The 12,470-nt window shown below is 48.9% G+C and carries 9 protein-coding genes; 5 read left to right on the plus strand and 4 right to left on the minus strand.

The window, feature by feature from the left end; all coding sequences use genetic code 11:
• Nucleotides 1–131 precede the first annotated feature (131 nt).
• The 3 genes from BN2106_RS14510 (at nt 132) to BN2106_RS14520 (ending at nt 2,437) form a co-directional block, all read left to right on the plus strand.
• Nucleotides 132–659, plus strand: coding sequence for an RNA polymerase sigma factor (locus BN2106_RS14510; RefSeq protein WP_195891854.1), 528 nt, complete (start codon nt 132–134; stop codon nt 657–659).
• A complete protein-coding gene (locus BN2106_RS14515) occupies nt 646–1,752 on the plus strand; it encodes a hypothetical protein (protein WP_050699267.1) in 1,107 nt (368 codons plus the stop codon). Before BN2106_RS14510 ends, BN2106_RS14515 begins: the two co-directional genes overlap by 14 nt.
• A gap of 397 nt (nt 1,753–2,149) precedes the next feature.
• Entirely contained in the window at nt 2,150–2,437 is a 288-nt protein-coding gene (locus BN2106_RS14520; RefSeq protein ID WP_050699268.1) for a helix-turn-helix domain-containing protein, read from the plus strand.
• 409 nt (nt 2,438–2,846) lie between these two features.
• On the opposite strand, the gene BN2106_RS14525 is transcribed toward BN2106_RS14520, so the two are convergent.
• The 4 genes from BN2106_RS14525 to BN2106_RS14540 form a co-directional block, all read right to left on the minus strand.
• Nucleotides 2,847–5,090 carry a vitamin B12-dependent ribonucleotide reductase gene (locus BN2106_RS14525; RefSeq protein ID WP_050699269.1) on the minus strand — a complete coding sequence of 748 codons (2,244 nt, stop codon included), beginning with the start codon at nt 5,088–5,090 and terminating at the stop codon, nt 2,847–2,849.
• 166 nt (nt 5,091–5,256) lie between these two features.
• Nucleotides 5,257–6,576 (minus strand): sensor histidine kinase, encoded by a 1,320-nt coding sequence (locus BN2106_RS15850; protein WP_082236529.1) that lies wholly within the window; start codon nt 6,574–6,576, stop codon nt 5,257–5,259.
• A 42-nt stretch (nt 6,577–6,618) separates the two neighbouring features.
• A complete protein-coding gene (locus tag BN2106_RS16545; protein WP_195891855.1) occupies nt 6,619–7,338 on the minus strand; it encodes a sensor histidine kinase in 720 nt (239 codons plus the stop codon).
• Between the two features lie 605 nt (nt 7,339–7,943).
• A complete protein-coding gene (locus tag BN2106_RS14540; RefSeq protein WP_050699272.1) occupies nt 7,944–8,663 on the minus strand; it encodes a LytR/AlgR family response regulator transcription factor in 720 nt (239 codons plus the stop codon).
• Nucleotides 8,664–8,866: 203 nt separating this feature from the next.
• Between BN2106_RS14540 and BN2106_RS14545 the strand changes: the two genes are divergently transcribed.
• Both BN2106_RS14545 and BN2106_RS14555 read left to right on the plus strand, forming a co-directional pair.
• Nucleotides 8,867–9,826 (plus strand): WG repeat-containing protein, encoded by a 960-nt coding sequence (locus BN2106_RS14545; RefSeq protein ID WP_154666548.1) that lies wholly within the window; start codon nt 8,867–8,869, stop codon nt 9,824–9,826.
• Nucleotides 9,827–10,686: 860 nt separating this feature from the next.
• Nucleotides 10,687–11,826, plus strand: coding sequence for a M15 family metallopeptidase (locus tag BN2106_RS14555; RefSeq protein WP_050699275.1), 1,140 nt, complete (start codon nt 10,687–10,689; stop codon nt 11,824–11,826).
• Nucleotides 11,827–12,470 lie beyond the last annotated feature (644 nt).

Below are 12,470 nucleotides of genomic sequence, written 5' to 3' on the forward strand. Positions count from 1 at the left end.
TCCTTTAAAAGTCAACCGAACTTTTTCAGAAAACTGTGAACCGCTTTTCTCTCTGCGTCCATTACAGGGTGAAGGGCCGCGGGGACCAACCTCCCCTAAACAAGGATTCCCATTCGGAAAGGATGGACGATTTGAATTGTACCGAATTGAGCCAATGCATTGAGCTGTACGGCAAAGCCATCTACAGCTTCTGCTGGCAATTGACAAAAAACCAGTCCGACGCGGACGACCTGTACCAGGAAACCTTCCTGAAGGCGACCGAGCTGCGTCAGCGAATCGACCCGGACGGCAACCCGAAGGGATTCCTGTTTTCCATCACACTGCGCCTGTGGAAGGACCGCCGCCGCAAATTGGCACGCCGGCAGCGGATCGCGCCGACGGAAGCGCTGAGCGAGGAAACCGACTGCGTCTGCACCGACGAACTCACTCCGGAGGAGATCGTTCTTTCGCATGAGCTCTGCGAATGGGTGTGGCGCGCGGCGGACAATCTGCCGGAACGGTACCGGGTCCCCCTGTACCTGTATTACACGGCGGACCTGTCCGTGGAACAGATCGCTTCCGCGCTGCACATCCCCCAAGGGACGGTCAAAAGCAGGCTGCACCACGCTCGCAAAGCGATGAAACAAGATTTGGAGGCCAGACAATATGAACGAGCATGATTTGGACCGTCTGCTGCGGCAGGCCCTTTCCCCGGCTCAGGTCCCTTCCAAAGCCCTGAATCAAACGACCATTGACCGGATAAAGGAGAGAAAAACGATGTCTACATCCAACCATAAACGATTCCTGTCCGTCGCGCTGGCGGCGGCGCTCATTCTGGCGCTTTCCCTGACGGCCTTCGCCTCGTGGCGGCTGCTGTCCGCAAGGGACGCCGCAGAAAAGGCAACCGGCAACACCGCCCTCGCCGCGGCATTTGAAAGCGAAGACGCCGTCGCCATCAACAAAAGCATTGATTCCGGAGACTATCATTTTACCCTGCACGGTATTGTCACAGGGGAAGGGCTGAGCGATTTCGCCAGCTCAGCGGATTATCTGCAATCGGACCGCACCTATGCGGTGTTCTCCATCGCCAGACAGGACGGTTCCGCCATGCCCAGCTCACAGGATGAGAATTATGGCGACCCGCCGTTCTTTGTCTCTCCCCTGATCAAGGGCCAGAAGCCGTGGCAGGTCAACATTGCTTCCATGAACGGCGGCTATCAGGAAATTGTCAGCGACGGCGTATTATACCGCCTGATCGAATGCGACGGCATTGAGATGTTCGCGGACCGGGGATTGTATCTCTGCGTCAGCACCAGCAGCTTTTACGACACCAACGCCTTTGATTACGACGAATCGAGCGGCGAAGTGCGCGCCAATCCCTCCTACAACGGCGCGTGCGCGCTGTTCGACCTTCCTCTAGACGTATCCAAGGCCGATCCTGAAAAGGCGGACGCCTATCTGGACGCCCTGTTGAGTCCGCCGGAAGAGCCCGAACCGGAAAGCCAATCAGATGCCGACTGGGAAGCAGAGCTTGCCAACGGCACGGTCATCCCCGGCTCTGAAAAAGAAGTCACCTATGACGAACTTGGTATGGCGCATTACAGCTTTGACGGAGCGGAAGTCGCCATCGACCCCTCCATGCTCTTCGCGGAAGGGCAGACCGGCCCCTCGGAATTCCCGCACGAGTTTGAAAACGACGGCAAGCGTATCGCCGTCCAGTTCAGCCGCGATGAAAATGGCGTGATCACCGCGAAGTCCATTTTGTTAAGCTAAACATTCCGGCCGATACAAAGTCCCTGATAAAATAGCCCTTTGCGCAAAAGAGCCGCCCTGAAACAGCTTGCAGAAGCTGTTTCAGGGCGGCTTCTTTTTGTTTTCCGGCCAGGTAGCTGTTTTCCCCCCCTATGATAGACTTTCCCACATCCAGGCCGCCTTTCCTAAGCTTAATAAGTACATGAACCTTAGCTAACTTATGTGAATTGTTTTCAAGTTCCTGCGGTAATATAATGATTCATATATAAAGCAGAAAGGTGGGTACCGATGGGTGATTTCAAAGATAGGGAACGGCTGCTTTCCTCTGAAGATAGAGACTTGAACAAAACAATTTACAATCACTCTATTACCACTCGTATTCCGCCACTGTCAGATTGTTGGAAAGGGGTTACCATTCATGGCCTATCCAACATTTAGCCAAGCCCTGTATACATTGAGAACCGCACAACGGCTCTCTCAGAAAGATCTGGCTGAAACGGTGGGAATCCCACAGTCAACAATTGCAAACTATGAAAGTCAAAGAACAAATATCTCGCAGCAAAATCTGGTGAAGCTGGCGAGATTTTTTCATGTGCCAATCTCAAGGTTTTACGGCATTGTTGAGAAGACGGTGGATGTCAGCGATTTATCGGGACAGAAAATCGAACTGGTTAAAAATTATATTCGTGTATTAAAAGAAGAATAAGGGACTGTATCACAAGGCATGATTGCAAAAAAATTGGCTGGATCGCTCTGATCCAGCCGAATTTTGTGTACCCTCCAATTGTGAAACAGCCTCTTATTGAAATAAACCAAGGGGCCGTTACCCGTTTGCATTCTGCAACGATCCCAGAAACCCACCCGGAAGCACAAAAGGTCTATAAAGAACCATATCACTCGTTCCCACTCGCTCTTGACCTCCGGTCGGGACGCTCGCTTGAGGCTAAAGCCTCGCTCGACGCTCTAAACGACCATCGCCGGAGGCGCGTCCCGACTGGAAGTCCTCTGCCCTTTGATTCCGCCGCTTTTCAGAAAAGCGGAAAAACACGTTTTGACCATTACCTGCAAGATGAAAATGATCCTCGCCGTAGGTGCGAGCCGACCGGAGGTCCCGTTTAAGAGCAATGCGAATATCCGCACTGGCGGCAGGTCACACAGCCGCCCTCGTGCTCCAACTTTTCGCCGCACTCCGGGCAGAAATGCATCCGGCCCGCGATGTCGACCTTGCCGCGCGGCTGCGGCGCGGGCGCGGCAAATTCCTTCCAGTTTCCCAGCTCCACCTGCTGCTTCCACACCTTTTCGATCACCCGGGCAATCGCATCTGGGCAAGAAGTGCATTTCAGCCCCGGCTGCCGGATGGTCGACGGGCAGCGGATCCCGCGCAGCTGGTTGATAATGGTCTTCACATCGATCCCGCTGCGCAGAGAAATGGAGACCAGGCGGGCCGTCGCCTCGCTCTGGGACGGGCAGCCTCCGGCCTTGCCGGTGTTGGTGAACACCTCACAGATGCCCTTGTCGTCGTAATTCACGGTGATATACAGGTTGCCGCAGCCAATCTGCACGCGCTCCGTAATCCCCTGCACCAGATCCGGGCGCGGGCGCGGCACAATCGGACCCGACGGCTCCCCGGATTCGGCTTCCCCGTCCTTTTTGACCTTGCCGATGTTCAGCACCTGCTCGCTGCGGCTGCCGTCGCGGTAGATGGTGACACCCTTGCAGCCCAGATGGAATGCCAAACTGTACACCTCCGCCACTTCTTTCCGCGTTGCATCGTGACAGAAATTAACCGTTTTGGAAACCGCGTTATCCGTGCCGCGCTGAAACGCCGCCTGCATACAGATATGGTCTTCCGGACTGATATCGTGCGCGGATACGAATACACGGCGCAGATCCTCCGGCAGCTCTTCTATGTGCGCAATGGTTCCCTCTTTTACAATCCGCTTCATCAGTTCGTCGGAATACAGGCCGCGCTTTTCCAGCTCCGCCCGCAGGATGGGATTGACCTCCACCATCTCCATGCCGTCCATGATATTGCGGATATAGACGTAGCCGAATACCGGCTCCACACCGGAGGAACAGCCCGCAATGATGGAGAGGGTGCCCGTGGGCGCGATGGTCGTGATGGTCCCGTTGCGCTGGGGCGTCTCCTGCGGCAGGATGCTCTCTTCAAACAGCGGAAACGCGCCGCGCTGCACCGCAAGGGCCGCGCTCTCCTCACGCCCGCAGGCCGTGATAAACTTCATCACTTTTTCACCCAGGGTAACCGCCTCATCGGAATTGTAGGGGATGCCCATCAACAGCAGGCTGTCCGCCCAGCCCATTACGCCCAGTCCGATTTTGCGCGTCTGCTTGGTCACAAAGTCGATGCTGTCCAGCGGGTATTTGTTGACATCAATCACATTGTCCAGGAAATGCACCGCCAGTTTGACGGTGCGCTCCAGCTTCTCCCATTCGAACGCATATGTACCGCCCTGCTCCTTCAGCATCCGGGTCAGGTTGATGGATCCCAGATTGCAGGACTCGTACGGCAGCAGCGGCTGCTCACCGCAGGGGTTGGTGGATTCAATCTCCCCCTGGGACGGCACAATATTGTCTCGATTGAGGCGGTCCAGGAAGATGATACCCGGTTCGCCATTGCGCCACGCCGCGTCCACAATCCGATCAAACACATCCCGCGCGCGCAGCTTCTTCACCACCTGCCGGGTGTGCGGGTCCACCAGCTCATAGTCGCCGCCGGTCTCAACCGCGTTCATGAATGCCTCCGTCAGGCCGACGGAAATATTGAAATTGGTGATCTCCGCGTTGCTGCTCTTGCAGTCGATAAACTCCAGGATATCCGGATGGTCCACGCGCAGGATTCCCATATTGGCCCCGCGCCGGGTGCCGCCCTGTTTGACAGCCTCCGTCGCCATATTGAACACCTTCATAAAGCTGATCGGCCCGGACGCCACACCGCCGGTCGAGTTGACGGTACTGCCCTTTTGACGCAATCGCGAGAAAGAAAAACCCGTGCCGCCGCCGCTCTTGTGAATCAGCGCGGCCTGTTTGATCGCCTCGAAGATCGCGTCCATGCTGTCCTCCACCGGCAGCACAAAGCACGCGGAGAGCTGCCCCAACGGGCGGCCCGCATTCATCAGCGTGGGAGAGTTCGGCAGGAACTCCAAATTGGTCATCAGGTCATAAAATGTTTTTTTCGTCTGCTCCACATCCGCGTTTTTATCGTGCAGCAGGTCCGCCGAGGCAATCGCGCCCGCCACACGCTGGAACATGCCGTCTACCGTCTCCACGGTGTTGCCCTCCGCGTCCCGGATCAAATATCGTTTTTCCAGCACCAGTCTGGCATTTTCTGAAACTCCCATGGGATGTCATCCTTCCGTATCACTTATCTGTTTGGCCGGCGGCCCCTGTGGGGGTCTGTTTCCTTTGCTCCGCCGTGGCATACCATATATTGTACCACATGATCTCAGAAAATCAACAAATTGTGATCATATAAAAAATTTAACCTTTGTCTTTAAACGCCGTCATTTATTCTGATTCCCTCATTGACACTAATGTAATATAAATATCCTCCTTTGAGATTAATTCCAAAGCGCCGTCATATTTTTCCGCCATCTCTTTCACTATTTTCAACCCAAGACGGTGATATTTCCCTTCCTTGCTTTTGGGCTTCGCGGTGGAATCACAGGAATTTTCCACCTTGATAACCAAGAAACCTGCGTTATTCTGCGCCGTTATGGAAAGATACTTGTCTTTGACAACTTCTCCCTCATTTGCTTCTATCGCGTTATCCAGCAAATTGGAAAACACGCACATTAAATCTAAATCGTCAATAGGCGAATCCCGGGCAACAGACACGTCCACCACCGTCTGAATCCCCAACGAATGCGCTTTCCGGATTTTATCATACAAGACGGCGTCGACAATCCAGTTTTCACAATAACTGATGCCAGTGCTTTTCTGATATTTCTTCTCCAGCTCCTGCGCATAAGCGTTTGCATGGTCCGCCTGGTTTTTCTCCAGCAGCGTACGGATGGTATACATGTGGTTGACAATGTCATGCCGCAATTTTTTTACAGTTTGTTCTTCTATTTGCATCTCCATGTAATGCTGCTTTTGCAGTTCCTGTTCTTCTTTCAAATAATAATTTTGAACCTCCAGCTCTTTTTTTCTTGTAACACTTTGAATGACTTTTAGAAGAAGGAAATCTGCTGTAAAGCAAATGATCGTACCCAACATTATGATAGGAACATATTGATCTACATACGCAGGATACGCCTTCATAAGCTTATCGCCTGTAGCATAGATAACCACCATCAATATCAACTGGCTTAAAGGAAAAACACTAAAACATACAAACATTTTCAAATTAATTGAATGTGTATTTCTCTTAATGAAGATTCCTGTCAAATAGTATAATATCGCCATAATACAACAATCAAACGAAATCATTAAAATCATATATTGAGGATTTTTTTCTATATACCTGATCGTAATTCCAGTTATTGATGAAGTCATAACAACGGTAAGCTCTGATAAGCCTAATACGATACTATCCGTGAGAACAGCAAATACCTTTTTCCCAAAGCTATCAGAAAAAAGGAAAAAAACAAATGATATTACAAAAAACAAACCCAGTGCTTGCTTCAGTAAGAGGTTGTCGTAAATGGCCAGAACACTGCAGCTTAAAAGAAAAAGAAAAAGACTTTGTAATCCCAGTATAACTGATTTGTGGGTCTTGGGCGTTAGAACATAGCCGTAATATACCGCTCTGATCATAGCCATTGTAGCATTCCCAATTACTGCAATTAAAAAAGATGTACTTGTTATCTCTTCCAAATCAAACATAATTGTTCCCCTTGATTCACGGTCATTACTACTCAAAACTGATCAGTCTATTATTGCTTCCCTCATTGACACCAACGTAATATAAGTATTTCCCCTTTGGATCAACTCCAGAGCGCCGTCATATTTTTCCGCCATCTCTTTCACTATTTTCAACCCAAGACGGTGATATTTCCCTTCCTTGCTTTTGGGCTTTGCGGTAGGATCACAGGAATTCTCTACCTTGATAACCAAAAACCCCGCGTTATTCTGCGCGGTTATAGAAAGATACTTGTCCTCGACCGCTTCTTCCTCATTCGCTTCTATTGCGTTATCCAGCAAATTGGAAAACACGCACATTAAATCCAAATCGTCGATTGCCGAATCCCGGGCAACAGACACGTCCACAGCCGTCTGAATACCTGACGAATGTGCTTTCCTGATTTTACTATACAGAACAGCGTCGACAATCCAGTTTTCACAATAACTGATGCCGGTACTTTTTTGATACTTCTTCTCCAGTTTTTGCGCGTACGCATTTGCATAGTCCGCTTGGTTTTTCTCCAGCAGCGTATGGATGGTATACATGTGATTGACAATATCGTGCCGCAGTTTTTTGACCGCCTGTTCTTCTATTTGCAGCTCCATATAATGCTGTTTTTGCAAGGTCTTTTCCTCCTGCAAATAGTGATTTTGAACCTCCAGCTCCTTTTTCCTTGCAACGCTCTGGATGACCTTTAAAAGAGAAAAGTCCGCTACAAAGCAGCCCGCTACCGCTATCAGCAAAAACAGTCTGTATTTTTCGGTATAAAGGGGGTCTCCATTTATAAGCATCGTGTGAAAGAAGGCCAGCAGGATCAACTGGCTTAAAGGGAAAATGCTGAAATAGGCAAAGCTCCTTTGATCCAGGGAATGAACCTTTCGATTGAGAAACATGGACATTAAGTAATATAGTACCGCTAAACAGCAACACATCAGCAAATGGAAATAGAATGCAGTTTCAGAATTTTCTGCGACTCCTCCAAGCGCGTTTTCCGATGATCCTATGACCCATACAGAGACGGCGGTTTCCGACAATCCTATCATAATATCGTCGGAAAAAACAACAAACAATCTTTTATTCCATTTATCTCTGAAAAGCAGTGTCAAAAGCAGAAAACCCAACGAAAGATAAAGTGCCTGTTTTAACCACAGATATTCATAAAACAAGGCCGCCAAAAAGCAGATGACTAAACCGCCAAGCATCGCCAACAAGAAGGTTGCTGGTTTCCGGCGCTTTGGCGTCAGGACCGAGACATAATAGGTTGTCCGCATAATCAGCAGGATCACTTCGGCAGCCAAATAGATTTCCAGTGGACCTGATACAGCTCTTGCTCCCAAGCCCCTCATTTTCATACTAAAACATCCCCCGCAAATTTTAACATGCTTTTCTTCATGTTGTCATAGTATTTTCTGCCGACAGCGATCCTCTGGCCGTTGCTCAGGTAAGCTTCCGTCCTTAAACAGCGGTCAACATATGCGGCATTGACCACGTAACTCCGGTGACAGCGGATAAAGGCAAAGGAGGACGACCTTTCTATCAATCCGTCCAGATTCTCCGAAGTCTCAACAATTTTCTCCTGTTTACAATGGATGAATGTCTTCCGCGATATGCGTTCCATGTACATAATGTCGCCAAGGGACAGAAATATTTTCCCCTCTTTCTGGTACACGGTCAATTTGGAAGACCCCTGCACATACGTGTCCTTTGCCTTTTCGATCGCTTCGGGCAATCTTGCTTTCAGTTCCGTTTTCAATATAAAATACACATGATTTGCGCTGTACACCTCTGTCGCATAATTGAGATGGCCTGTGACAAATATGATCCTGCATACAGGATTTTCCTGGTTGATGTGCCGGGCAAGCGCAATCCCATCCATTTCTTTTTCCGCCAGCGATATATCCAGAAGCGCTATATGCAGTTTTTCACAGTGCTCCTGATCATCGAGCAATTCCTGGGCGCTGGCATACGTCAGGATGCGGTGCGGCTGAAGCGCCAGTACCTGATCCACCGCATCCTGGAGAATAGCTAAATCCTGGGCAAGGTCGTCACACACCGCTATGTACAACACAGGCACCCCTCCCCGCTAAAATATCTACAAACCGCATATAGACTTATTTTAACGAATGATTCCAAAATTCGCAACCAGATTGTTTTGGTTAATCATGACATTAACTTTGCACTTCATGTAAAACGTCTTTCACAAAGTGTTTTTTCTGCTATTATAATATTATTACTTACTAAAAATTTCAGAAAGCGAGGAAGAAATAAATTGTGAAAAAGTTAATAGTCTCTGTCAATGTTATCTTATTTATTTTACTATGTGCATGCGGAGTTGCAAACATTTCTTCTAACACTGGATCAATTCCCACAAATACAGTTTCCTCCAATTCCCAAACGAATATGGCTCCTATCTCTTCAGTGAACACTGAAAGTACTACAAGCTCTGATATTGAAAATTCGCAGGTTCTTCCAGAAACCAAGGCTAATTCCAGTAATTCAGAAGCAGTCTATGCAGAGGAATCTTCGATGCCTTCTTCATCCACAAATCCATTATATGAAAAATTGGAAGAATACGAATCGCATGGATCAAATTTTCATGATGGGCTTATGTGGGTAAAGAAAAATCTTTCAACTTATAACGAAACCGCTTATGGATATGGCTTTATTGACGAATCCGGAGATTTAGTCATTCCTATAAATCGTCGATGGAAAGGCGTAAATGATTTTTCCGATGAACGAGCTATTATGTATGTCGATACAAGTGCTCGGAATGATGTCACCTACGATATTATTGACACCACAGGAACCATATTAACCAGCGTGGAAGTTAAAGGTATAGGCCGTCATCCCTTCACAGGATTTGATGGTGGTTATTGTTTATTTGGCAGTTTTGAAAGCGCTAAAATTTATAATTCAAATGGAGTGCAGACAGGAACCATGGAGACCAATCCATTACACGATGACATTACTTTCTTTTCAAAATGGTCCAATGATATTATTTGCATACAGTCCACCGATATATATCGATGGATTTCCAGTAGTGGAGAGGTTCTTTGGGGGACATCCCAAAAAAAGGATGGATTTCAAATCATTTCCTCTCCGAGCACAATGACCTACGATGATCAAGGACTCGTTCATTTCGAGATTATAGGTGCAGATGATAAAAAATATAAAGTTACTTATGATAAGAAAGGAGTCATGGTAGGAGAACCCCAAAAAACAACATCTTAAAAATTCGGTTTTGGAAATGGTATTATACATTCTTAATAATACCTCAAGAAAGAAGGTGGCCTAATGTTTTGGTTTTGGGTGGTTATCATTCTTTTATTCGTTATGAGCATTTGGACTCCGGTTCTCACTGTTTTGGGGATCCTCTCAGGAATTGGAGCTGTCGTTGTACTAATTGCAGCAATAAATTCGATAAGAGACGGTGAAGTATTTGGGGGTATTTTTCTATGCCTCCTTGCTGTCCTCGTCGGATGCGTTGCCGTTTTCTTCTTTGCTATCGCGTAACAAACATATATATTCTTAATATGAACATTATGATTATACCTGTCTATAATCATAACGTAAATTAACTTAACAATTCATATAAAAAGGAGGGGAAATCATGAATTGGCATGGTGGATCGTGTCTCTGTCCAGCGTGTTTTTTAACAGCGTTTGGCGCAGGAATCGCTTATCTCTTTGGTTTTAGATGGTAACTTAACAGTTAATATTAATAATCTGACAGGATGTTATTAATATTTTATGTCGTTATTGAAAAACATGTGCAAAAACGGCACTCTTGGCGCTTAAGAAATCGCCAAGAGTGCCGTTTTTCACTTGATATTTTTACACATCCTGCAAGAAAACCTTCTTCTGACCGGTATTAAAATCAGAGGTTCTGAAATATGAGATGGTTCTTCCTGGTTCTTCTGCCCCAGCCCATGCGGCGGGGCAGCCAACACCTTGTCTGGACAAAAATCTTTGGACAGGCTTCCATCCGCTTCGTAAAAGGCGTAAAATAGAGATAATTCCTCAGAACCCCTTACGGAAGCATCTACCGCTCAATCACAGCAGCCATACATACAGAAAGCGAGAAACAAAACCATGTATTCCTTAAAACAATTTTTACTGGTGACAACGGCCCTTTTCCTCCCCCTGCTGTCAACCGCGCCCTTTTCCAAGCAGACGCCTGACACCGCGCCGCCCGTGGACACGCCCTACCACGAAACGGCCCGGTACAACAGTCCGGAACCCGACCAATATGCCGCCTGCCTGCATTATCTGGAAAGCAACCGGACGGATTACCTTGCCTATCAGCAAAAACACCCGGAGCTGAACGCATGGGATGTGGTGACGCAGGTCAACATCGGCCTGAACCGTCCGTTTTACACGGGAATCCAGACCGTGGACGACCCCAATAGCCTGCTGGTGCTCTGCAACAAATACCGGAAGCTGCCGGACGGTTACGCGCCTGCCGACCTGCGCAGCCTTTCCTCCGGGCTGGCCGCCGGGTCCGCCAACCAGATGCGGCGCGAAGCGGCGGACGCCTTTGAAGCCCTGTGCGCCGACGCCAAAGCGGCGGGCTATACCATCCGGGCACAGTCGGCCTACCGCAGTTATTCCACGCAAAAATCCCTGTATGCGCGCTATGCCGCGCGGGACGGGGCCGCGGGCGCGGATGTCTACAGCGCACGGGCGGGCCACTCGGACCACCAGACTGGCCTGGTCGTCGACGTCAAAAACGCCACACAGCCCTATAACCGCTTTGGACAAACCGCCGAATACCAGTGGGCGAAGGACAACATTCACAAATATGGCTTTATTATCCACTATCCAGAGGGAACACAATCGATCACCGGCTATAAAACGGAGGAATGGCACTGGCGGTACGTGGGGAAGGAAGCCGCGACGGCTATTTACAACCTCGGCATCACGCTGGATGAATACTGCGCCATCTTTTTAACCGGCAATGCGTCCGGAACTCCCTCCCTGACCAGCGATACGCCGGGACAAATCTCCGTAAAGGCCGGAGACACTTATACCTTCCTGCTCAAGCCGCAGGGCGCTTTGCAGGTTCCGACCTTCACCACCGGCAACGGGGAGGTGCTCGCCACCTGCGGCCTGGTTTACCGCGGCGGCAATTACTACGTCTCCGTGCGGGGCGCCGCCCCGGGCAGCACCAACGTGTATGCCTCCTTTCCCGGACAAACACCGGTCAGCTATTGCTCGGTAACGGTTTCTTAACACCGCGTATGCCACATTTTGTTGAACGGCCCGGATGGATCTCGTTGCAAAATGAAATGATGCCAAATCGTACAAAGAAACAATTTTTTATAAGAAAAAACGCCTTTGAAAATGGCCTTTCACAGCCAGATTCAGAGGCATGTTTGTGCAGTTTTTCCTAAAGAGCTATTTTGCAACACGCCTTAAAGTATACGTTGGGAAAGCAGAAAAAGCCCCAGAGACAGCATGTTGCCTTATAAATGCAATATCACTCGTTCCCTCTCGCTCTTCTCAGGAAAAGAGGATCTCCGGTCGGGACGCTCGCCAAAGGCTAAAGCCTCGCTCGACACTCTAAACGACCATCGCCGCTTTTCAAAAACAGAGAAAGACATATTTTAAGCATTGCTCGTGATGTAAAAATGTTTCTCGCCGCCTTTAGAAACGTAGAAAGACAAATGTAAAGAATTTCCACAAGGTGAAAATGGTCCTTGCCGTAGGCACGTCCCGACCGGAGGTCCCGCTTTTCAAAAAAGCGGAAAAACGCGTTTGCCCTACGACACAAGCAAAACAGAGACTGTTTTGCAACGCCCCTTTCAGGGTGTTTTCATCTCCGCGCATTAAAAAGCCCCCGGCTGCGATTGCAGCCGGGGGCTCACCTGTTCCGT

The organism is Anaeromassilibacillus senegalensis (genome assembly GCF_001261775.1).
Taxonomy (GTDB): domain Bacteria; phylum Bacillota; class Clostridia; order Oscillospirales; family Acutalibacteraceae; genus Anaeromassilibacillus; species Anaeromassilibacillus senegalensis.